The sequence below is a fragment of the Nostoc sp. DedQUE09 genome (assembly GCF_034530915.1).
Classification (GTDB): domain Bacteria; phylum Cyanobacteriota; class Cyanobacteriia; order Cyanobacteriales; family Nostocaceae; genus Nostoc.
Window position 1 is genome coordinate 1 of the sequence record NZ_JAVRCE010000085.1, and the last position, 22911, is coordinate 22911.

The window sequence follows — 22911 nt, forward strand, 5'->3', positions numbered from 1 at the left end:
AAACAACACATTGAAGGTGCAGCTCAGACCTGGAATCATCTCCAACCGGAAGCACAAAGAAAGATGGATGCTGTATTTCTCAATGCAGGCGAGTATGTCGTCGTCCTCTGGCGGCTCAAAGGCTTGGAAGTCAGTAGCAGCAGAACACTCGATTTGCCAGTTGCAAGCGTTTATAAAATGCGCGGCGGTAAAATCATTGAATCCCAGATGTTTTACTCCGATACTGTTGCGATCAGCGAATTTCTAACAGGCAATACTTGAATTGCAAACAAAGCGTAAGCTAATGGTGAAAAGTTAATGCTCATTGGTTTTGGGTCATTTGAGCGGCGTGAGCGCTCAGAACGCAAAGGGCGTAATCCGAAAACTAATGAGCCAATGACTATTCCAGCAACCATTGTGCCTGCGTTTTCTGCTGGTAAGCAGTTTTAAGAAAAAGTAGCGCCATAAAGCATAAGTAAGCCACCCTACCCAAAAGGTTGCCCCCAGCGCTCCCAGTTCTCCTTATTAAATGGACTGCACCACTTCAAAATAAGGTTCAACTCCAACTCTTGCCGTGCGCGTCGATCAACCGGAGCATCCCAACAAAACGCGATGTTTACTGCTGTTTGTAACCCATAGCGATAATGTAAATCCTGGTAGCTGGCGATGTAATCTTTGCAAGCGTGTATACCCTGCCATCGCTTTTTACTGCGGCACGTTTCGCCCACGTACAAAACAACAGAAGCCGCCGAGTCTATAATGAAATACAGACAAGCTTCTCCTGAGCTATCAACTGGCATTCGATAAAACGACATTGGCACAAGCCGCAGCAAGAGTGGATCAATTTGGTCTGGATTGCAGTGCTTAAGGGTAAGGTCAAATAACACCGTCTGCTGAAGTGGTTTGTTCTCTCTCACCTTCTGCTGAGATTCAAAAATCTGATTATCCAGTATAAGTAGGGTTAAGTTTAAGCATATTGCTTGAGTTGTAATTCTGTTATTTTGGGAATACTCGTCTAGCCGTGTAACTGCAATTAGGAAATAATTTTTCTCAGAAGCCAGGGATTTATGAGCAAAAATAAAAATACTGGATATATTCTTGTATGTGTTGGTGCTATTGGCATATTTAGCTTAATTTTAGGGAGCATCTTTGGGATACAGACTCTATTTTTCTTATGTTCGTGGAGTACAACTCAAGTAAATTGCTCCTTACCAATAGCAATATTATTAGTAATTACTTTTGCCCTTGCTGTCGTATTCATAATAATATTAAAACACGGTCTAAAAAAGCTGAAATCTAGAAAAGGTTATCCTGACCAAGATACTTAAAATCTCAGATTTTTTTCAATACCTTTGCTATTTTACAGTTATGTTGTCAGCACCAGTGGTTGTTGCAGGATTCAATGCCCTATTGGGTATAAGTATTGCTATGCCGATCATACAATCGCTAATTCGTCATGCTCAAGCTGGCGGTCTTGGTGAGGAAGCTGTTAATGCTTACCTAAATACGTTCTTAAAATCTGTGGGGTTTACAGGAGTCAACGGACAGACAGTATTGTTAAAGGGGGAGTTTACCAAAAAGATTGACGGCAAAGAGAATACTTCTAAACAATGGCGAGTAGAAGCTGTTATTGCTACAGCAGACATTGGATCATACATCGAGAGCATGACAGCATTCGAGAGCATGAAAAGCATCGATGCGATCGCTTACCCCCACCATGACCATGACTGAAACCCACAACCTCGGCATGACCGATACCAAGTATGCCCAGCTACTAGCTCAAGGCTACGACCCCAACTTAGAACAACAGTTGGTTGAGCTTGGCGAGAGCTTAGACCAAGCTTGTTGCTAGCGCGAATAGTGGGACAGACACAAGACAAAGCACCCCAGACAGACGAGGAGTGGGAAGAGTTTATGGCAGTGTGGGAGGATAGTTACGATGGTTCTCTTGGAAAGTGAGCGATTGCCCTTACTCGATTCCTAAAGGAAAAGTTTTGGTTGACAGTCGAATCTGGAAATCGCTCTTGACAACAAGCGATCACTCCGCGCGTTGGGCATCGCTTCCCTCGGATCACCCCTGCACCCCTAATCATATTTAAGAGCTAGTGTCCAGACGGATAAGCGAAGAAAAAAAGCGATCGCCTACCTGTTCAGTATTGCTTTTATCTCTCTATCGGCTAATACCCTAATTTTTCAATCAAAGCTATATTACCATCGGAAAATGTCAAGATTTTGGGATAATAGCAGATGATTGATCTCTACACCTTCACCACGCCCAATGGACGCAAAGCTTCCGTTATGCTGGAAGAAGTTGAATTGCCCTACAATGTCCATAAAATTGACATTACTCAACAACAGCAATTTATACCTGAATACATTGCTATCAATCCCAATAGTAAAATTCCGGCCATTGTTGACCAAGAAACTGGGATTAAAGTTTTTGAATCGGGTGCAATTCTAATTTACCTAGCCGAAAAAACAGGTAAACTCTTACCTACTGAACAAAAAAGCCGTTTTCAAGTCTTAGAGTGGCTGATGTTCCAAATGGGAGGAGTCGGGCCAATGTTTGGACAACTTAACCACTTTAAACGCTTTGCACCCGAAAAACTTCCCTATGCCATCGAACGTTATGAAAAGGAAACTTTACGCATTTATGGTGTCTTAGATAAACAACTGCAAGACAATGAATTTATCTGTGGGAACTATTCTATTGCGGATGTTGCAACTTATCCGTGGGTAGCGATTTATGAATTTCTTGGTTTAACACTCGACAACTACCCAAACCTCAAACGCTGGGTGGAGATAGTGCAGCAACGTCCGGCTGTGCAACGCGGAATGCAAGTTCCTTAAATGCAGGAGGAGGGATGAGTCAACAATGGGGATGATCCAAACTCCATCCCAGCAACAGTAAAATTATTCGCTCGGAAGTAACCGCAAAGTAATCCCAAGTATTACTGGATTACGGACGGCATCCGTGGCTTTGACCAGATACACTAGGGACTAATAAGAGATGGTTGCTGGCGATGGAGTACTATGTATAGACATTTAGTCTCAATGCCTCTCTAAATTGGACTGGTTCCATATTCCCAGTTTAGATGCCTTTGCTATTTTTTGAGCCTGTTCAAAAGCCAACTGATTTGGACACTCCACACTAAAGTCACGCGTTCTGGCCAAACCATTCTTGAGTAGTTCTTCCTGAAAACTAATCTCAGCCTCACCCTGTCCGTTAGCGTGGTAATTATGTTTGCCCCTGGTGTCAGCGACGCTATATTTTTCCCCATGAGGTGATGAAAATAAACTCTTTCCTACTCACCGCTCCTTTGCCAACATAGCTAATCAATTGAACTTTCATCTGGGACAGCTTTGTTCATTTTTGAAAATTCAAGTACTATTTATTACTGTATTTTCTGAAATCTTTACAATCTCTTGACAATATTTCAGAAAATACATCGATGCAATTCAGACAAAATATCAAGAAAATATTACTATCATAATCGCTATCTTTTTTGATGGATTGTCATTTGCTAAAGATAAAAAATCAGATGATTTTGTTGAATAAATTGCTGGGCAATAGTTTCTAGTTTTTTATCAGGAAAGGCAGAGGGCAGGAGGCAGAAGGCAGAAGGAAATTCTGACTCCTGCTCTCTGTCACGACCGTAGGGAGTAAGGGTTTAAGACCCCCACCAAATTGAAAATTTGGTGGCTCTTGTTTAGGAGGGGTCTGAATCCCCTTCTAAACAAAACCTTCTGCCCTCTGCCCTCTGCCTTCTGCCTTCTTCAATGTGCAATATTTCATATCTAATCTTGAGTTTTAATAAAAATTAAAACTCAAAAATCCAATTATCAATATAATACAGTGGACATGAAAAATACAAACATTATTTTCATTGATTCTTCAGTAATTAATTACGAGCTATTACTTAACAATTTAGTATCAAAAGTAGAAGTAGCTATCCTCGATCGCTACCAGGATGGGGTAGAACAAATTACCGAAGTACTATCACAGCGCCGTGGAGTTGAAAGTGTACACATTATCTCTCATGGCTCCCCTGGTTGCCTTTACTTAGGTAACACCCAACTTAGCCTCAGCACATTGCAACGCTACGCTCAAGAACTACAAACCTGGTCTTCCCATCTCTGCGTTTCTCCATCTCTATTACTCTATGGCTGTAACGTTGCTGCTGGAGACGCTGGAGAAGAATTCATTGAAAAGTTGCACAAGTTGACAAAAGCTAGCATTGCTGGTTCTGCCAATCTCACAGGGAATGCTGCTTTAGGCGGAGACTGGAATTTGGAAATCAGTCGAGGTGAGGTGACAACTGCTCAGATATTTAAACCAAAAATATTAGAAACTTACAACTTCGTTTTAGCTTCCTCCAATGACAACTTTGCCAACCGAATTGTACTTTCTGGTAACTCAGGCAGTAGTACAGGCAATAATGTAGGAGCCACAGGTGAATCAGGCGAACCAACTCAATCAGGAACCACCAACTCAGTCTGGTGGAGTTGGACTGCTCCCGCTTCTGGAAACGCTGTTTTTAATACTATAGGTAGTGGCTTTGATACTTGCCTTGATGTCTACACAGGTAATGCTATCAACAGTTTGAGCCTGGTTGCTGCTAACGACGACAGTAACGGAACTACTACTAGTCAGGTGACCTTCACAGTTACTGCCGGAACAACTTATCACATTTCCGTAGATGGCTATCAAACAAGTACGGGTAATGTTACCTTGAATTACTCTTTTACTTCTGGTGGTAGCACATCTAATACTGCTCCTATACTAACTGACAGCATTGTTACCCTCAATTCAATCAACGAAGATTCAGACGCACCTTCCGGAGCAGTGGGTACTCTGGTTTCGTCATTGGTGAACCTTGGCGGAAACGTCAGCGATCCTAATAGTGGGGCGGTAACTGGTATAGCTATTACTACCGCGAACACCATCAGCGGTTCCTGGTGGTACAGCACTAACAATGGGCAAAACTGGTATAGCGTGGGTACAGTGTCCAATAGTAGCGCCCGCCTGTTGGCAGCAGACGCTAACACTCGTGTTTATTTCCGTCCCTCCTCTAACTTCAACGGCACTATCAACAACGCCATCACCTTTCGGGCTTGGGATCAAACGAGTGGAACAAATGGTGGCTTGGGTAACACAAGTACTAATGGTGGCTCTACTGCTTTTAGTAGTACTACTGACACAGCAGCAATTACGATTAATGCTGTCAATGATGCACCTGTAATTACGCCGATTTTTTTTAATATTCCTGAGAATCTTAGCAGTGGTACAATTATTCGGACGTTGACGGCTACAGATGTTGATAGCAATACTACCCTCTCTAACTGGGCGATCGCCAGCGGAAATTTAGATACAGATGGTGACGGCAATCAAGCTTTCAGCATAAACCCCAATACCGGAGAGTTGGCTATCAATGATATTGATGACCTTAATCCTCAAAGTAACCCCATTGTCAATCTGCAAGTCAACGTCAGCGATGGTATTTTAACCAGTGCCAATCAAAATGTTGCTATCAAGCTGTTAATGAATCCTGGCGACCTTGACATTAACTTTGGTAATGGTGGTACGGTCATGACCAAATTTGGTAATGGGGGAAGTGCCCATAGTGTTGTAATTCAGCCGGATGGCAAAATCGTGGCAGTGGGTTATGTTTATATGAATAACAATAACGTCACTGCCCCTGACTTTGCTCTAGCACGTTATAACCTTGATGGCAGCTTAGATACCAGCTTTGGCAAGAGTGGTACAGTTACTACTCATGTAGTAGGTACTTCCAGCGATTCTGCTTATGGTGTTACTCTTCAGTCCGACGGTAAGATTATTCTTGCTGGCTATAGTTGGGGAGACAGCACACAACCTAACCAACCAGATTTTGCTCTCATACGTTACAACGCTGATGGTAGCTTAGATCCTAGCTTTGGCAATGGCGGTAAAGTTATTACCAACTTTGGTGAAGACTTTGGTCATAATGTCTTGCTTCAGTCGGACGGCAAAATTATCTTAGCGGGGTATATCGGCAATGGTAATGCAGATTATGTTCTACTACGCTACAACACCGATGGTAGCTTAGACACAAGCTTTGGTAATGGTGGCAAAGTCAACGGTACAAAAGGCTATGCGGTTGCCATTCAGTCCGATGGTAAAATTGTTGTTGGCGGAAAAGATTCCAATGGCAGTGATATTAAATTTGCCCTAACACGCTATAACACTGATGGTAGCCTGGATACAAGCTTTGGCAGCAGCGGTAGAGTTGTGGTTGCGATAGGTACAGCTGGTCAAGAAATCCATGACATTGCAATTCAGTCTGACGGCAAAATTGTTGTTGCTGGAGAAGTGTGGAAGTACGTGAATGGTACTAGTTATAATCAACATGACTTAGCCATTGCCCGTTTTAACACGGATGGGACTTTTGACGCTACCTTTGGTGATGGTGGTAAAGTTATTACACCTCTTAGCACTAATACTGATGACCATGCGAATAGTCTGTCTATTCACTCAAATGGCAAAATTGTTGTTGCTGGCTATATTGAGAGCGGAAATACTGGCATTAATCGTACCGCTGTTTTATTAACTTACAATTCTGATGGAACTTTAGATAGTAGCTTTGGCACAGGCGGTCAAGTTATAACTTCAATTAGGACTAGATACGATGCTGATGTTATTACAACTCAATCGGATGGCAAGATTGTTATTGTCGGTAATATCGATGGCTACTTTGCAGTAACACGCTATGTTGGTGTTTCTAACATAGCACCTGCGATCGCCAATTGGCCCGAATATGCTGCTAGTTACATTGAAAATGCCTCTGAGATATTAATTGCAGAATCAAATATAACTGTTACTGACCCAGATTCTGCCAACTTCCACACTGGCAAATTGACTGCTCGTATCAAAAACGGTGGTAGCAGCGCTGACCGTCTTGGTATCCGTAACGAAACTCAAGTTAATCTCAACGGCAATATCATCAAGTACGGTACTGTCGAAATTGGTACTTTCTCTGGAGGTACTGGAAGTGAAGATTTGGTAATTAACCTGAATAGCAACGCAACACCTGTTACTGTTGAAGCTTTGCTGCGTAATATTACTTACGCTAATTTTTCAGAAAATCCATCAACCACTCCTCGTACTATTGAAGTTGTTCTCACAGATGGTGATGGTGGTATTAGTACTGCGGTGACTAGAACAATTAATGTTACTCCTGTTAATGATGCCCCAACTGTTTCTAACTTACCTAGTGTTACTGTTAATGAAGATACTTCAGTCACAATTCCTGGCATTGTTGTTAACGATCTTGATGCTGGAAATTCCCTCCTTAGCGTTACTCTCACAGCAACGAAAGGTACAGTTACAGTCAAAACCGATGTAGTTGGTGGTTTAACCTCAACCAGTATCAACAACAACAGTAGCAGTAATGTCATTTTCACTGGTACTGTTACCCAAATTAATGCCACCCTCGTTGATATCACTGGGCTGACTTACCAAACTAACACCAATGTCAATGGTGCTGATATCCTCTCTATTGTCGTGAATGATGGCAATACAGGGGGAAGTACTTCTAAAAACCTGCCAATTACTATTAACGCAGTCAATGATGCTGCTGTGATTACCGCAGGTCAAAACTTTAGTATTAATGAAAGTGTTGCCAATGGTACGGTGGTTGGCACTGTAGCTGTAACAGATGTAGATGGCAGCACATTTTCCAACTGGACAATTATTGATGGTAACTTGGATAGAGATCGCGATGGTCAGGTTGGCTTTAACATCAACTCCACCACAGGAAAAATTACTGTCAACGATAGCGACGACCTCGACTTTGAAACTAACCCCATTTTTGAGTTGCAAGTCACCGTCAGCGACGGCATTAACACTAGCAACGTACAAACTGTCACAGTTGCACTTCAAGATGTCAGTGAAAATATTTTATATGGTACGCGTTTAGCAGATAAGCTAACAGGAAGCCTAGCTGATGATATTATCTACGGCTATGAAGGCAGCGATCGCCTTTATGGAGAAACAGGCAAAGATACTATCTATGGTGGTATCAGCAATGACTCTCTCTATGGTGGTACAGGTAATGATGTCCTCGACGGTGGTGATGGCAATGATTATCTCTACGGTCAAGATGGCCACGATTGCCTCATCGGTAATGCTGGTAATGACTATCTTTATGGTGGTGTAGGTGATGATACTCTCGACGGTGGCAATGGCACTGATTCTCTGAATGAATCAGGTGATATCAACTTTACTCTGACTAACACTCAACTTTCTGGCTTAGGTAGCGATGTCCTCATTAGTATTGAAAAAGTAATCCTGACTGGTGGTATTACTGACAACATTTTAGATGCTTCAATCTTCACTCTTGGTAACGTCTCTCTCTATGGTGGTGCTGGCAATGATAACTTGTTAGGTAGTAGTAGCAATGACTACCTTTATGGACAGAATGGCAATGATTACCTCATCGGCGGTGCTGGCAATGACTATCTTTATGGACAAGATGATAGCGATCGCCTCTACGGTAATGCTGGCAATGACTATCTCTATGGGGGTAATAGTGATGATACTCTCAATGGTGGTGTTGGCAATGATTCACTCTACGGAGAGAATGGCAACGATTACTTCATCGGTGATGCTGGCAATGACTATCTTTATGGTGGTGCAGGTGACGATACCCTCGATGGCGGTAATGGTATTGATTATCTGAATGAATCTAGTAATGTCAACTTTAAATTGACTAATACTCAACTTACCGGATTGGGTAATGACACCCTCATCAGTATCGAACAAGTAACCCTAACTGGTGGTGTTAGTGACAATATCTTTGATGCTTCAGGGTTTAGTCTTGGTAAAGTCTATCTTTATGGGGGTGTAGGTAACGATACTCTCAATGGTGGTGCTGGTAATGATTACCTTTATGGGGGTGATGGTAATGATTACCTTTATGGTGGTGCTGGTAATGACTACCTTTATGGGCAAGGGGGGGCGGATATCTTTGTGATCGCTTCAGGTAATGGTACTGATACCATTTATAGCTTTCAGGATGGCATTGATAAACTTGGTTTATTTAGTGGTTTGACTTATGGAGCTTTGACTATCTCTGCAAGTGGCAATAATACATCTATTCGTATTACTTCCACAAATGAGGTATTAGCTACTTTAAGCTCTATGAATCCTAGCTTGATTGGCGAGAATGATTTTATTTTTTCTAATGGTTGACGTGAATCTCCAACGAAGCCACACCTACCGGAAGCGCGAAAGAAACAAAGGCAAGGCTTGGCCCGGATTCCTCACCGATGCTCAAAGCCTTTGCTTGAGCAGGGGAGCAGGGGAGAGATTCGTAGAAGTTCTTTCCCCTCTGCTCCTCTGCCCCTTTCCTCAAGCTTGTGAGAAATGCGGGTTGAGGATGAAGAAGTTGTAATCTAGGGAGCGTATAATTTGCAGCAAGTTTTTCATTTCGGGTAGCAATGCGGCGAAATTGCTTGAGTCGGTTGATAGCATGTTCCACAATGTTGCGTTGACGATAAATTTCACGGCTAAACGAACCGCGACGTGGTTCATTCGAGAGTCGTGGAATTGTCAGATGGATACCTCGACGACGTAAGTAATTGCGTATTCGGCGACCTGTATAGCCTTTGTCTCCAACCAATTTCCAAGGGCGTAAACGTGGGCGACCCCGACCAGAACGTTAAGAAAAGTGTCAAATCTGAATTCCTGTTTTCCGGTCTAGTTTTTAAAAGCGATACCTACGGTAAGCTACGCTAACGCATGGTGGCAGATATGATCTTCAATAAAACTGGCGATGAAATAATAACTGTGGTCATAGCCTTCTTGGTAACGCAAGTTTAGCGGCTGGTTAACATCTGTACAAACTTGCTTAAATACCTCTGGCAGTAATTGTTTAGCTAAAAATTGATCGCAAGTCCCTTGATCGATAAGAATTGAACTGTGATAACCTACTTGCTTGACTAATTCACTAGCATCATAAGCACGCCAATTTTCTTGATTACTACCAAGATAACCATTGAAAGCCTTTTGACCCCAAGGACAACGCATAGGTGCAGTAATCGGTGCAAAAGCTGATACTGATTTGTAGAGTTCTGGGTTTCTCATTGCACAGACAAGTGCCCCATGTCCCCCCATCGAATGACCGAAAATGCCTTGTTTATCAGGTTGGGTGGGGAAATTTGCAGTAATTAAAGCAGGTAATTCCTGGACGATATAACTATACATTTGGTAGTTTTGACGCCACGGTTCTTCTGTAGCATCAACATAAAAACCTGCACCAGTGCCAAAGTCCCAGTCATTATCCTCACCTGCAATGCCAGTATTACGCGGACTGGTATCTGGTGCAACCAATATCAAACCGTACTCAGCAGCAAAGCGTTGCACTCCTCCCGCCTTCGCCATAAAATTCTCTTCCGTGCAAGTTAATCCAGAGAGGAAATAGAGAATCGGTACAGGATTTTGAGTTGCTTGTGGTGGTTGATAGACGGTAAAGCGCATTTGGGCGTTACAAGTGGAGGAGTGATGACTGTAGAAACCGAGTTTGCCACCAAAGCATTTATATTCTGAAATGAGGTTGAGGTTAGCCATTAGTTATATTCTCTTTCCTGAGCGGCTGCGGAGAATGGTTATTTTAGCGTAAACTACGGGGTATTAGTACCATTGGAACAGAAAACTGGGTTAAGCATTATTACATTAATAATACAAACTTATTTCAAAGCTGAAACCTGGTTTTCTTGTTAAGCAACTACTTAGGAACTTGAAACATCAGTTACTACAATCTTCAATAAAAACCTTACAGGATAAGACTTTTAAGCAAAACATGGTTTTCTGTTCCGATGATACTTGTACCCCCCAAAGCCAAATTTTTGTTTAAGTACCGCTAACACTTCATCTGGGCAAAATTATTATAGTTCCTGGGCTGCTGTCTGCAAACTAAGATAGGGTTAAATGCCATCTCTAGAAAACTCAAGTTATGAAGTACAAAATTTTAGCTACACTTGTAGTACTAGCGACTACTAGCTTTGTTACTCCTGCTAAATCTCAAGAACCTGTAACTGAAGCTCCAGCAACATCAAATCAAGTTGTGAATGCTTGCGTTCAAAATCTTGCCCAAACTTTACCAAATCCTTTTACTGATGTTCCATCAGACCATTGGGCTTTCAAAGCAGTTATGACCATGCACTATTGTGGTGCATTTCGCCAAGCTACACCACCAACAATTTTAAAAAAACTCCAACCCACTAAACGCCAACAGCAACCACAGCAAGAACAACGATTTGAAAAATAATTACTTATCACAGATATGCTCAATTCACAGAGGGAGCAACGCGATTTTGAGTTTCTTCCTTGGTGGCACACAGGAAATAGTTGCTGGTGATGGAGAAAGTAGCGACACCGGACAGCCCGTCGTAGACATCGCTCTTATGGAGGCTAGTCCACCGCCTAAGAGCAATCGATTCTCAGGAGTGATTGCCGAAAGCTCTTTGAAAAGACAGCGAACGCTCGAATACAACAAATGTTTCCGCTTTATCTCATTAAACTAATTTTTGAATATCACCATAGGCACGGTAGAATCCGCCACTGACTGATTCACGTATTTCTTGAACAAGGTAACGCACACCTTCAATACGAATATCCTTGGGAAACTGAACTTTCCAGTTATGGTTGTAACCATCAGAAACAACACGAACTCTCAATTTACTTCCTTCTCGAAAGCATTCAACAATAACCCCAGAGCTTGTATTTGTAGTAGTTTCTAGAACAGATGAGGGTGCAGTTCCTTCACCTAATGGTGCTTTAATTACTACAGCTTCGGGAACTGTGCCTGTTTGAGCAGAGCCAATCGCAGTTTCACTAGCATCAATGCAAACCAAATAACCATCTGTTGTAACAATATAAATATAGTTGTTGAAAAACTGCATAGATAAAGCCGAGCCACACCCTGTAGAAAGCTTCCAAAGACGCTCTCCTAGCTGATCAAAGCAGTAAATGGAAGAACTATTATCTCCGGCGAACACATACTTTCCGTTAAGTGCGGTAGCACAAGAGTAAACTGACGCATCACATTTGAAAACGGAGCCAACTTCCCCATTTTTATTAAAGCAGTAAACTTTATGGTCGCTTGTTCCGGCATAGACTGTTAATGCCTCTTGCCAACCAAATAATACGCTGCCTTGAGTTTTTTGATGCCATAACATCCGACCTCCAAGGCGATCGTACATAGTCACGCCTTTGCTGTGACCGTGGTAAATCCCAGATTGGTCACAACGTACCATCCAGCCGGAATCGCCTTGACTCAGACGCGTCCACTGTGATTCATCATCATGATCGATTGTCGTTACCCCACCATTAGCATCAGAGACGGCTAAGAGTCCATCTTTGATATCTAACCAAAAAATATCGGCATTTTCATCAATCTTATAGCTCAGACGTGGTAACTTGCCAGTCAGGTCGTAAACATTGCCGTCATCGCAACCAGCATAAATCCAAACATCATCAGCCACTAAACATTTAACGCCATCAGGAAGCTTAAACCGATTGATCGTTTGACCTTGATGATTCAAAGCAAAAACTTGACCGGCTTGATTCCCAACCCAGCAACGTTTGGCATCAATGAAAATTCCAAAAGCAGCTGAAGATGAAGCAAACTTCCAAATAATCGGAGCTTGTTTAGCGGTGGAAATAGTGCTGCTGACTTGGCGGCGTGTCACAGAGCGCTTTTGGCGAACACCCATAACAGCTATTTCATAACCCTTGTTGAGCTTTTCTTTAATTTTTTTACTAGCCTCTGCTTTCGCTTTCTCAGAAGTTGGATAAGCTTTTGTTTGAGTCTGCCCACAGTCGCCAATACGACCGTAACGTATAGTTAATTGATTATCTTGAACTATCACTTCATAAAACTTGTGAGAGCTTCCACTAGCTTCGGAAAGCTCCAAATATGTCTTTTCTTCAGGAAGGGCTTCTCTCATAAAATTAATACTAGTGCTAAAATATACATAGATATTGAGGTATGCTTGCTTAGAGGTAATGAAACAAAGTAGCTACAGAATTAAACTTTGCCCTGATCTATTGTGGGAAGTATCTTAAGCTTTTATCACTAATCTGGCTTACGAACTAATTTGAAATTCTAAGTTATTACTAATACTATTTACACAGTAAAATTACATAAACAAATGAATAAGGCTACCATTGTTGCAGCATTTCTACTACTGATCTCTAGAATGCCGTTTACTTTGGCTCCACACCCCAAGGTTGGATGCTTTTGCTATATTAACCGCCTGTTCAAAAGCTAGATGATTTGGACATTTCATCCCAGACTTACGCATTTTAGCCAACCCATCTTTGAGCAATTCTTCTTGAAAGCTGATATCAACCTCATCCTTACCGTAAGCCATAACCTCTGCAATCGTGCGCCCCTGCTTGTCTTTGTCCACTGGAATGATTATCAGTTGATTATCGGCAGCCGCGATTAGCAATTGCAGTTTCTGTTTTGCTTCATTGGCGAGTGGTTGTCCTGGGGTTTTATACCAATTCGCAATTCGCAATTAAGAAACTTAGATGCAGCAAGACTTTCCTGATTTACATCTGTTGCCTCATTTTGGAGAATTGGTATTACCCTGTTTTACTTCAGGGGCATCAATACCACAAAGCTCAATTGACATTTGGCTGCCATCGGTTTGACCGACTGTAATGCTGTCCCCATCTGCCACTTGAGTAGCTATCCATTCTTCAGTAAGGCCGATGGATGGCTGCTTAGTTCTTTGGAAAATCAAGATAGTGGTGATGATAGCTCCAGCGATCGCAGTTAAAATTATGCCAGTTCTCCACGATGGCTTCATATTGCTAGTGTTGTCACAATATTAAGAAAGCACAATTTTAACCGGATTAAACATTTATTAGCGATTGTCTCGTTGAGTCATCTAAACACAGTCCAATACTGGCTCTTCCTAAGCTTAGTTGTCTGAGATAATTTTTAAAGAGCAAATAGAGACTAATAACTTTACTGACTCATGTAGCTGGATTTTTAGTTACAACTAGTACTTAGTGTCTAACCTGCTATGTCCTCTACTTATTAAGAAAAATATACCGATTGCTCCAGGCACATCTCACATTTCCTCTCTGCGAGACGCTCAACGCGAAAGCTTGAAGAAGAGATCGCCCAAAAATTAAAATTCATTGATGATGTCCTCACTAGCATTGTACTGGCGTAATACACTGAAAGTAAGAAGTCGGATAGTTGACCGTGGAATTATTAACACTACTTGGGCAACCAGCAAGCATTCTGGGTTTGGCAGGGCAATCGATAGATGCTGCAACTGTTTTGTTAGCATTTGCAGAGGGAATTAATTACTTTTTCTTTTACAATCTGGAATCTGAAAACTTCTTGGGTGGCTTAAAATCTCTCTTGCTAACAAACCGTGAGCAGGTTTTGGTGGCAACGGGGAGTGAAAACCGAGATATGCAATCTTTACGCAATTACTTGGACTCTGTGCGCCATTGTTTAAATGTCGAAATGGTAGATGTATTTTTTATTGAATACGTCTCCCCTGCTGATGACATAACCCAGGTTCAGGTGTTGCTTGATGAACTTCGGTCGTGGAAGAACTCTGGAGTTGTCCGCTATGTGGGAGTTACCACACACAACCGAGCCATAGCTTTAGAAATGATAGAGCGTCATCAGTGTGATGTGTTGATGCACCGCTACAATATGGCACATCGCAAGGCTGAAGAAGATGTTTTACCTGCCGCTCAAAAAGCTGGTATTCCCGTGGTGGCATTCACTTGTACGCGCTGGGGAACGTTACTCAAAGGTCATCACAACTGGCACGGAAAGTTACCTACGGCAGCAGACTGTTATCGCTATGCGCTAAATCATCCAGGGGTGCGTCTGGCGCTCACCGCCCCCAAAACTAGGCAGCAATTAGAAGAAAATCTTGCTGTTCTACACGCGCCCCAAATTGAAGCCCAAGAAATAGCTAAATGGCACTCATACGGGAACTTAATTTATGGAACTGGGCAAGATGCGTTTGATACTCAATGGGTTTGAGAGGTGGAATGGTTGAGGGGAGCGATCGCATAACACGAAACCACATTGGGATTTGACTGGGATGCAGACCTTTCAGGACTTACGCAACTGTCACAAGCAATGGCGCGGTGTAACCGCGGCGTGCGCCTAAACAACTACGCGATAAACATGGGAACAGCCGGACGTTTTAGTTGCTGAACTAAATAATTTGATAACAATCCATGCTTAATTTGATAGATTGTTTGGCCAGTTTTATAAGCTAAATTTTTGAGTCTAAGCCAGACTAAAATAGCACAGGCAATGTGATTTCTTTGAATACGACCCTTACGGCATTGGCATGATTCAATGCCAGTCAATTGTTTTAATTCAAAGGTGTTACTCCTCAACTTTCCATCGGACCTTACACACTTGTTGTACAAGGTCCGTAGAATCTTGAGATAAATCGTTCGTAGCGATAAAATCCGTTCTGTCGGTGGAGACAGTTACCCGGAACAGTTTCACTTTTTTGACGGCAGGAAACTTCTTTATTTTAACTATTTTACCTGATTTTAACTCTTCATTAAGTAGGTCAGCCAAAAAAAAACGTAAGATAGATAGAGTGCAGAAATTAAGTGATAGCTTATGCCTAGCGCGTTAAGAATAATACTAACTGCTGAAGAAGACCTGACACTAAAAGAACTCAGTTGTGCAGATAAAGTACCAGGTCGAACCAAACAAAGAGCGATCGCATCAGTCGAGTGTATTCCGATTTGCTGGAGGAGACAGTCAAAAGTCTGTTGCAGTTGTTGGGGAAGCTGAATCGACCCTATCTTACTGCGGTGGAAGAGAAATTGTTGAGTTTGATTGAGCGAGAATACGGGCTTATAGAACCCATTTGACATCTTTACATTTTTGGATTAAAGTACTCACGCCCCTTGAATCCAATGCTCATGGCATATTCTAGCGACCTGACTGACAAAGAATGGGCAATTCTTGAACCCCTGTTGCTCCAGAGGTTACCCAAAAAGAAACGAACAAGACCGTCTAATTGGACAAAGCGAGAAATTCTCAATGGCATCCTTTATCAACTCAAGAATGGGTGCAACTGGTGTGATTTGCCCAAAAACTTTCCTCCTTATTCAACCGTCTATTGGCATCTCCTTGCAGTGGCGAGCAGCAGGTGTGTTTGAAACACTGATGAACACGCTACATGAACAGGTGAGAGAACAGATTAAAAAAAACCGAGGTGGACAACCTTGATCATCATTGACTCTCAAGCAGTCAAGAACACCTGTAATGCCAGTGCAAACTCAAAGGGCTTTTGTTTCTACAAATCATCAACCAACGGGATTAAAAGGCATCTTGCCGTTGATACCCTGGGGTTTCCCTTCTTTACCCATTGCACCAAAGCCAACATTTCAGATGATGCCGGATTGATTGAGATGTTAACACTCAACATCGACTACTTTAAGTCGAAACCAGTCAATATTCCCAAGATTACCATTCTTCTTGACCATGGTTATCATATCGACTACTTGATTGAGGAATTAGAGAAGGTGTATCCCCAAATCATGACCAAGATCCGGTTTGAGCTTTCAAGAAAGCCTTCTAAACAGGAGAAACTGGCACAAGGCAAATCTGGATTTGTGCCAGCAGTCGCTCGTTGGGTAATTGAACGATCGAATGCTTGGATGGAGCGGTGTAAGAGTCTAGTGAAGAACTTTGAGCGAACGTTGTCTCATGCGACGACCAAGATCAACCTCTGTTTTGTCAGACTGATGCTCAAGCGGCTTGCAGTTTCTTCTTAAGATGTCAAATGGGTTCTATATGTACGTGGCTCAAGCTCCAAACATTCTTCTAAGAAAACCATGTCAGCTTCCACCCACCTTGATTTTCCTCCCCGCCCTGGTTTCTCCCAAAGCCCCTCTAAGCCTAACTTTTCCCATCTATGCAACACTTCTCTGACTGTTTGGGCAGTCCAGTTAAAATGTGCTGCTATCTTCTCTACATACCAACCATGTGCGCTCAATCTAATCACTTCGGCTCTGTCTTTCACCTTCTGAGGTACATCTGCCGTTCTCAGGTTCAGAAGAGTTTTATCTTGCTCTCTAGTCAGAAATACCCTTAAACGACTGCCCATATCGCTGTTACCTTTGTAGACACTTTGTACGTATTTACTTATCTTTACATAGTTTGGTTTTTTCACCTCGTTCTACTTAAACCACCAGTCATTAAAAGACATATTAGGGTACAAAAAAGCTCTAAGAAAGTAATCTATAGAGCTATTCCAGATATCCCCAAATTGAGAAATAGCCATAGACTAGAGACTGCAATCATAAAAGAACAACCTTGTCTGGTTCGATAAATAAGAACTTATCGGGTTATAGTCTAGCTCTGATTACAAAGAATATTGCAATCATGTCTAATTTCGCTGTTGAAGATATATTGATTGTAATTCCATCTAAAGCTGATGAATATTGGGGCAAAATCATCGCTGTTAATGGCAAAAAAATTACAGTCAAATGGAATTGGAATAATTACGTGTGGGAGTATAAAACTCACGATTTAGATATTTATCAGCATTTGCCCAAATCATATCAGTTACCGCTTTTCTAGCCTTTTCAACAAAGATATTTAAGTCTAAGAAAAGCTTCGCTTAATCAAGAGTGAAAACAATGATTGAGGTAAATAATTATGGTACAAGCAATTGACAATCCTATTGCTACAAATTTCCTAACTGATGCAGTAGTCGAGCGCCACAATTTCTCACAGTTAAATAAAACCCGTATTCGTTTCCGCATTCAGCTAAAGAAAAGTACAAAGTCTGCCGCTCCTAAATGGGCAGATGTGCTAAAAGCTGAAGTGTCTGAAATTGAATCAGACCTCGTTAAAGTTACAAATTCCGAAGTTGGGTTACGCGGAATCAAGGTTTTCAAAAAGCTTGATGAAGCTGCTGCCCAATGAAAGCAAGAGATTGCTTCGGTTCAAGAATGGATGTCTGCTGATACTGGTGATTGGATTTGTCCGATTGATTTAGCTCCACTTGTGTGGAATCAGTTAATCAATATTAGAGATAATATCGCCCCTGGATTGCGTAATCAGCTAAAAGTTGATTACGAAGCAGGACTCGAAGATTATCAAGAGCGGATTGACCAATTCCTCTCACTTAACACTTGGGAATTACCCCACGATAAGCAAGAATCAGTCAAAGCCAACTTGCTAAGAGCATTTCCGACTCTGACCGACCTTGAAGACTATTTGCAGGTCGTCATTGGTCGCCCAGTGATTATTCCTGCCCTCTCTGAACAACTCAATCAGCAGCAAGCCGAGTGTCTTGACCAGATTACCAAGTTCATTCAGCAGTATGACCAAAATCTGGAGCAAAGGCTACGGGAATCTGCGATCGCTGGTGGTGAACAACTTGCCGCGCAGTTACTTGAAGAGTTGGCTGACTGGGAGCCAGGGCGTAAACCAGTCCAGTTCAAGAAAAAGATGGAACGCCATCTGATGAAGGTTCAGGTACTACTAGCGAATGCTGACCAAGAAGCCGGTAGCAGTCTGCAACAAATGATGGCGCACATTGACTCGATTGTTAATGATCCGGCGATTGAGTCGAAGAATCTTGGTACTGGAAAAACGAGTGTCGCTAAGAACATTGCCAACATACTCAATTTACCACTCCTACAGCTAGACATTGCTTCCCTGCTTGGTAGTTTAGTAGGCGAGTCTGAGGGCAATATCCGCCGCGCACTCAAGACCGCCGAAGCGATCGCACCCTGCGTCCTGTGGATTGACGAAATAGAAAAAGCTCTTTCGGGGACTGGTGACAGTAGTGGAGTCTCACAGAGGATTCTGGGCAATATCCTTACATTCATGTCCGAATCTCAGTGTGGTGTGTTTGTCGTGGCAACTTGCAATGACCCCTCTGCACTGCCAAGTGAGCTAAAGAGGAAGGGAAGATTTGATGAAAATTTTTTCGTCGATTTGCCCACTGAGCCAGAACGGGTACAGATTCTAGGGATTCATCTACAACGCTTTGGCATTTACCTGGAATCGGAGTACCTAGAAGCGTGGCGGTGGCATTAGCAGCATTCCCTTGAGGTGCGATTGCATCCGGAGAAATCGTTTTAACTTGGCCTTTGAGAGTACCATAATCTGGATAAGGACAAGCAGAAACCCGCATTTGTACGGTTTGACCCAGGAACAGTTTGACCAGAGTTTCGCAGGTTTAATTTAGAAATAATCCCATCTGCTGTGGCAGTAATTCTAGCCTGACTGAGGTCAATATTTACTTGTTGGAGTTCGCGGGTGTCGCGCTCTAGTTGTTTTTGGATTTCAATTCGTTGCTGGATTAGAGCAAGGCGTTCTTTGTCTAAAGTAGAAATGCTGGCTTGACCCGTAGCTTTTTCTTGGGCAATCCGATTATAAGCGATCACTACTTGTGCATTACTAGGATTGAGGGCAGTTTGGACATTTTGCAATTTGGCTTTAGCTGCTAAGAGTGCTTGTTCTTGCTGGCGAACAGCTAGTTGTGCTTCCTCAAATTGATCTTGAGACAATGCTCCGGCTTTAGCTACAGTCTCATAGCGATTTCGCTTTGACTGGGCTGCTTTCAGAATAGCATCCGTGGCTTTGACATTGGCATTCGCTTCTTCGACATCAGTAGCGGTAGTAATTTGCTTGTCTTTATAGTCCCGGCTGCGACTGCTTAATTCAGCTTCAGCACCAGCGATCGCACGGTTGACGCGCTCAGTTTCAGCTAAAACCTGACTATTAATGGCGTTAATCTGGGCATTAATTTGAAAGAGTTGTAAACGATTTTGCCCAATGTTGCTTTGCAGTTGGCTCTTTTTGGTTTGTAGCTTTGAGTTATCAATAGTAGCAATGATATCCCCTTTTTTGACAACTTGATTTTCTGCAACAAAAACCTGCGTCACCTGACCTTCGGTAGCAGCTTGAACGAGCCGCAATTCACCAGCAGTACAATCCAATCAGCTCGCCCAATAACTTTGGGGCGGTGGCTAATCATAATTGTGGTTTTGCCCAGCCGATGAGACAGCAGTCTATCTAGCAGTTGGGCTTCACTTACTGGGTCGAGAGCGCCAGTGGATTCATCTAAAATTAATATCGGCGGGTCAGTAACTATAGCTCTAGCGAGGGAGCATCGCAATTTTGCAAAAATAAAGAAAGGAAAATTATTCGCGATGAATCGTCGCGAATAAGATGGGGGGACTCAATCTTGTGGATCTTCCTCCTCTTGCTCAGAACCAGAACTAATATCTAGTAGACAATCATCAAGGGTATCAATTATTTTCTGTATCTCATCCCAAAGAGAACGTCTGAAAACAGACATAACAGCATCAATATGTTCAGTAGTACCAGCTTTGCCTAAATGCTTGTATTGACTCAGTTTTGAAGATGTCGCTTGAGGTAAGCAAGGAGTAGAAGCTTGTAATTTGTAGTACCAATATTTCTTCAAATTTTGGCGGACTTGGTAACGAGCTACCCAAGCTCCTTGTGGAGCAAGCGCCCCCTGCCTTAATATAATAGCTTGTTGTTTTTCTAAAACTGTAATCGCTTTCTTAATCTGCTCAAATCGAGCGATTTTGTCAAGTTCCGCATCGTTAGCTCTTGGTTTTGGCATACACAGGCACACAAAACTATTCGCGATTGTAAAAGAGCGAAGTACAAGAGTCACAGAGTTTGTGCGATTTATTTACTTATCCAAAGGTGGGTGCGAGTCAGCCGTTTAAATCGGCTATTTCTGAAAATAGATTCCAAATGCCGTCATGTCCGTCTCCTAAGCAGTACAGTGTTTTACCGATGTTTTGACTGTTGACCCAGTTGGTGAGGGAAAGATTGTCTTGAAAGAAGGCTCCGTAATATATCCCCTGTAATCTGGCTGTTTTATACACTATCCAAAACTTTCCGATTTCATAAATTGGCATAGATACAATTTATGAGTCCAATACCTTGGATGACACCATGTTGGTTGCCACTATATTGCCTTTTGCTTGTCTCTATTTCTGTGGCGTATCGAATATCTGCGTACTGTGTCATCAAAAACCAGATATGCGCTATCACTTACTTGAACGATATCTTTAACATTATCCCAAAGTAAACGTGGTGTTAATTTTTCATTCTTAAGATAACGGTTAATTTTATCATGACTAATTTGCTCTAAATGCTCTGCCAAATTTGTCAGAGTATAGTTAATCTGACTACTTAACAAGTACTGGCAATAATTAAGTTTAGTAAATCTCATAAACTACAAGATTTATTTTATGCTTCCTCAACTAATTTTCTCATGATTTGAAGAATACTTAACACAGCCAATTACTGTTACTAATTTCAGCCATGCCCTCTGGGTACGCGACTTTTACTTAGTACATAAATACTATAATATTGCGATCACGCTGTGCCAGTTGCGTAAGTCCTGTTGCTATTTAACACTAGAGTTTTACATATTGAAAAAAAATTATGTAAATACTAAAAATAGTATTAAATTTTTAATGAAAAACCGTGTTATAAACACAATGATTTAATTAAAGAACTCATCTATCTTTAGGAATAAAATTAGATTAATTGCTGTTAGTACCTTTTTACTCTGCCCTCCAAGAATTGAGAAGCCCCTTCCTTCTTTGTTCCCTTGAACTGGAGCAAAACAAGCTCCGTATCAGCTTTTCCCCTTGCCCTTTGCCTCTTTTGACAACCAATTCAACCAATTTACAGGCAAGTATAAGTATAAAATTTTTCTGATTCGTGGAAAAAAACTTAGTAAATGCCCAAGGGGGGCATTGTGTTTTTTGACAGAGAACGGCAAAGTTTTACTTAATAACTTAGTCTGGAAATTGACACGCACAGGTAGTAAGAAAAAATACCTTGTAAGTAGTAATAGTTAGACTATCGCTACTCATAAGAGATTTTATCTTTATTAACAAATTATTTACTGCGCTGTCATCCTTGAATAAAGTTATTTTTGGTACCAAAAAAACTGTATCAAAAGCAATACGAAAACGACACATTAGCGAGAAGCAAAATGATTACAATCCGGCTAAGAGAGTTGCTTTTGACTATTACCATTTTACCGATAATGGTTCAGCCTGCTGTAGCTCACTCTCTCTACTTTGGCAATCAGGGCGAAGATATTCCGCTATTGTTCGGTCATCCAGAGGAGGGGGAAGACTCAGTACTTTCCTATGCTCCGGCAAGTGTTAAGGAACTCACAGCTTACAATCTAACCAAAGCAGTTGTCCCTATTGAAATCAAGAATTTTCCAAATGGAATATCTATCATTCCTAACAAAGACGTTGCAGCACTATCCGCCTTTGTAGACCGAGGCTTTTACGTTGTTACCCCGGATAACCAGTATCTAAACATCTCTAAAAAAGAAGCAACAACCGAATACACTCAAGCCTTTCGCTCTTTTAATTACCCCAAAAGCCTCTATAGCTGGTCTGATGCGATAAAGGAGCCATTAGGTCTTCAACTCGAAATTGTTCCTTTAGAAAATCCCTTTGAGGTTGCAACAGGAGAAAATCTTGAGGTTCAGGTTTTATTTGACGGAGCGCCAATAAAAGATGTTTTAGTGGAATATTTGGGGCAATCAATAGAAGATGTGAATAAAGACGGCATCTTTTCCATCCCCTGGACGCAAGAGGGATTGAAAACTATTGAAGCAAGTTACAGCATACCTTTAAAAAATGATCCTGATACTGATGAGCTTTCTTACTCTGCCTCTTTAGGGGTACAATCTGTTCCTGAGCCGGAAAATTGGTTTGGTTTAGGTGCGTTCGCTTTTCTAGCGATTCTTGCTAGAAGTGGGTTCTACAGAACAAGCCGAAGGGTTTTGATGAGAAAGTAATTGGCACAAATTTAAATCGGAGTTTGAGGTTTAACTTTAGAT

21 protein-coding genes and 7 pseudogenes are annotated in these 22911 nt (G+C 41.9%); 16 read left to right on the forward strand and 12 right to left on the reverse strand.

Annotated elements, in window-relative coordinates; all coding sequences use genetic code 11:
- Window positions 1-261: pseudogene (locus RMY27_RS32110) on the forward strand (nuclear transport factor 2 family protein); the annotation flags it as partial.
- A gap of 30 nt (window positions 262-291) precedes the next feature.
- Window positions 292-429 (forward strand): annotated as a pseudogene (locus RMY27_RS32115) (HU family DNA-binding protein); the annotation flags it as partial.
- Window positions 430-464: 35 nt separating this feature from the next.
- Here RMY27_RS32115 and RMY27_RS32120 read toward each other — a convergent pair.
- Window positions 465-896: a GIY-YIG nuclease family protein gene (locus RMY27_RS32120; protein ID WP_322668871.1), complete on the reverse strand. Its 432-nt coding sequence runs from the start codon at window positions 894-896 to the stop codon at window positions 465-467.
- A gap of 511 nt (window positions 897-1407) precedes the next feature.
- Between RMY27_RS32120 and RMY27_RS32125 the strand changes: the two genes are divergently transcribed.
- The 3 genes from RMY27_RS32125 (at window position 1408) to RMY27_RS32135 (ending at window position 2829) form a co-directional block, all read left to right on the forward strand.
- Entirely contained in the window at window positions 1408-1710 is a 303-nt protein-coding gene (locus RMY27_RS32125) for a hypothetical protein (RefSeq protein ID WP_322668872.1), read from the forward strand.
- The gene (locus RMY27_RS32130; protein WP_322668873.1) at window positions 1703-1831 is read left to right on the forward strand and encodes a hypothetical protein; all 129 of its coding nucleotides are present in this window, start codon (window positions 1703-1705) and stop codon (window positions 1829-1831) included. Before RMY27_RS32125 ends, RMY27_RS32130 begins: the two co-directional genes overlap by 8 nt.
- Before the next feature lie 395 nt (window positions 1832-2226).
- Window positions 2227-2829 carry a glutathione S-transferase N-terminal domain-containing protein gene (locus tag RMY27_RS32135; RefSeq protein WP_322668874.1) on the forward strand — a complete coding sequence of 201 codons (603 nt, stop codon included), beginning with the start codon at window positions 2227-2229 and terminating at the stop codon, window positions 2827-2829.
- A 201-nt stretch (window positions 2830-3030) separates the two neighbouring features.
- Here the strand turns inward: RMY27_RS32135 and RMY27_RS32140 are convergent, their stop codons facing one another.
- Window positions 3031-3186 (reverse strand): thermonuclease family protein, encoded by a 156-nt coding sequence (locus RMY27_RS32140; RefSeq protein WP_322668895.1) that lies wholly within the window; start codon window positions 3184-3186, stop codon window positions 3031-3033.
- A 655-nt stretch (window positions 3187-3841) separates the two neighbouring features.
- Between RMY27_RS32140 and RMY27_RS32145 the strand changes: the two genes are divergently transcribed.
- Window positions 3842-9211, forward strand: coding sequence for a DUF4347 domain-containing protein (locus tag RMY27_RS32145; protein WP_322668875.1), 5370 nt, complete (start codon window positions 3842-3844; stop codon window positions 9209-9211).
- Here RMY27_RS32145 and RMY27_RS32150 read toward each other — a convergent pair.
- Window positions 9201-9641 carry a transposase gene (locus tag RMY27_RS32150; RefSeq protein WP_416212383.1) on the reverse strand — a complete coding sequence of 147 codons (441 nt, stop codon included), beginning with the start codon at window positions 9639-9641 and terminating at the stop codon, window positions 9201-9203. The genes RMY27_RS32145 and RMY27_RS32150 overlap by 11 nt on opposite strands.
- 107 nt (window positions 9642-9748) lie before the next feature.
- A complete protein-coding gene (gene fghA / locus RMY27_RS32155; protein ID WP_322668876.1) occupies window positions 9749-10588 on the reverse strand; it encodes an S-formylglutathione hydrolase in 840 nt (279 codons plus the stop codon).
- A gap of 385 nt (window positions 10589-10973) precedes the next feature.
- Here fghA and RMY27_RS32160 point away from each other — a divergent pair, with 385 nt between their 5' ends.
- Together RMY27_RS32160 and RMY27_RS32165 are read left to right on the forward strand one after the other, a co-directional pair.
- Complete coding sequence (locus RMY27_RS32160) at window positions 10974-11288, forward strand: S-layer protein (protein WP_322668877.1); 315 nt, start codon at window positions 10974-10976, stop codon at window positions 11286-11288.
- A 46-nt stretch (window positions 11289-11334) separates the two neighbouring features.
- Entirely contained in the window at window positions 11335-11544 is a 210-nt protein-coding gene (locus RMY27_RS32165; protein ID WP_322668878.1) for a hypothetical protein, read from the forward strand.
- On the opposite strand, the gene RMY27_RS32170 is transcribed toward RMY27_RS32165, so the two are convergent.
- From RMY27_RS32170 to RMY27_RS32180, 3 genes are all read right to left on the reverse strand, one after another.
- Window positions 11536-12969 carry a WGR domain-containing protein gene (locus tag RMY27_RS32170; protein ID WP_322668879.1) on the reverse strand — a complete coding sequence of 478 codons (1434 nt, stop codon included), beginning with the start codon at window positions 12967-12969 and terminating at the stop codon, window positions 11536-11538. The genes RMY27_RS32165 and RMY27_RS32170 overlap by 9 nt on opposite strands.
- A 237-nt stretch (window positions 12970-13206) precedes the next feature.
- Entirely contained in the window at window positions 13207-13545 is a 339-nt protein-coding gene (locus RMY27_RS32175) for a thermonuclease family protein (RefSeq protein ID WP_322668880.1), read from the reverse strand.
- 48 nt (window positions 13546-13593) lie between these two features.
- Window positions 13594-13839 carry a hypothetical protein gene (locus tag RMY27_RS32180; protein WP_322668881.1) on the reverse strand — a complete coding sequence of 82 codons (246 nt, stop codon included), beginning with the start codon at window positions 13837-13839 and terminating at the stop codon, window positions 13594-13596.
- Window positions 13840-14243: 404 nt separating this feature from the next.
- Here RMY27_RS32180 and RMY27_RS32185 point away from each other — a divergent pair, with 404 nt between their 5' ends.
- From RMY27_RS32185 to RMY27_RS32205, 4 genes are all read left to right on the forward strand, one after another.
- Window positions 14244-15047, forward strand: coding sequence for an aldo/keto reductase (locus RMY27_RS32185; protein WP_322668882.1), 804 nt, complete (start codon window positions 14244-14246; stop codon window positions 15045-15047).
- A 664-nt stretch (window positions 15048-15711) separates the two neighbouring features.
- Complete coding sequence (locus RMY27_RS32195; RefSeq protein ID WP_322668883.1) at window positions 15712-15873, forward strand: hypothetical protein; 162 nt, start codon at window positions 15712-15714, stop codon at window positions 15871-15873.
- Between the two features lie 82 nt (window positions 15874-15955).
- On the forward strand, window positions 15956-16195 hold the full coding sequence (locus RMY27_RS35665) for a transposase (protein WP_416212384.1): 240 nt from the start codon (window positions 15956-15958) through the stop codon (window positions 16193-16195).
- A 66-nt stretch (window positions 16196-16261) separates the two neighbouring features.
- The gene (locus tag RMY27_RS32205; RefSeq protein ID WP_322668885.1) at window positions 16262-16813 is read left to right on the forward strand and encodes a transposase; all 552 of its coding nucleotides are present in this window, start codon (window positions 16262-16264) and stop codon (window positions 16811-16813) included.
- On the opposite strand, the gene RMY27_RS32210 is transcribed toward RMY27_RS32205, so the two are convergent.
- The gene (locus RMY27_RS32210; RefSeq protein WP_322668886.1) at window positions 16810-17145 is read right to left on the reverse strand and encodes a helix-turn-helix domain-containing protein; all 336 of its coding nucleotides are present in this window, start codon (window positions 17143-17145) and stop codon (window positions 16810-16812) included. The genes RMY27_RS32205 and RMY27_RS32210 overlap by 4 nt on opposite strands.
- Before the next feature lie 278 nt (window positions 17146-17423).
- Here RMY27_RS32210 and RMY27_RS32215 point away from each other — a divergent pair, with 278 nt between their 5' ends.
- The 3 genes and pseudogenes from RMY27_RS32215 to RMY27_RS32225 all read left to right on the forward strand — a co-directional run.
- Window positions 17424-17621 carry a hypothetical protein gene (locus tag RMY27_RS32215; protein WP_322668887.1) on the forward strand — a complete coding sequence of 66 codons (198 nt, stop codon included), beginning with the start codon at window positions 17424-17426 and terminating at the stop codon, window positions 17619-17621.
- A 78-nt stretch (window positions 17622-17699) separates the two neighbouring features.
- Window positions 17700-18633, forward strand: a pseudogene (locus tag RMY27_RS32220) (hypothetical protein); the annotation flags it as partial.
- Window positions 18630-19076, forward strand: a pseudogene (locus RMY27_RS32225) (AAA family ATPase); the annotation flags it as partial. The pseudogenes RMY27_RS32220 and RMY27_RS32225, both read left to right, overlap by 4 nt.
- 1 nt (window position 19077) lies before the next feature.
- On the opposite strand, the pseudogene RMY27_RS32230 reads toward RMY27_RS32225, so the two are convergent.
- The 4 genes and pseudogenes from RMY27_RS32230 to RMY27_RS32245 all read right to left on the reverse strand — a co-directional run.
- Window positions 19078-19984: pseudogene (locus RMY27_RS32230) on the reverse strand (HlyD family secretion protein); the annotation flags it as partial.
- Window positions 19939-20172: pseudogene (locus tag RMY27_RS32235) on the reverse strand (peptidase domain-containing ABC transporter); the annotation flags it as partial. The pseudogenes RMY27_RS32235 and RMY27_RS32230, both read right to left, overlap by 46 nt.
- A 66-nt stretch (window positions 20173-20238) precedes the next feature.
- Entirely contained in the window at window positions 20239-20649 is a 411-nt protein-coding gene (locus RMY27_RS32240) for a transposase (RefSeq protein WP_322668888.1), read from the reverse strand.
- A gap of 109 nt (window positions 20650-20758) precedes the next feature.
- Window positions 20759-20929: pseudogene (locus tag RMY27_RS32245) on the reverse strand (ISKra4 family transposase); the annotation flags it as partial.
- Window positions 20930-21984: 1055 nt separating this feature from the next.
- Here RMY27_RS32245 and RMY27_RS32250 point away from each other — a divergent pair.
- Entirely contained in the window at window positions 21985-22869 is an 885-nt protein-coding gene (locus RMY27_RS32250) for a DUF4198 domain-containing protein (RefSeq protein WP_322668889.1), read from the forward strand.
- The last annotated feature ends 42 nt before the right edge of the window (window positions 22870-22911 follow it).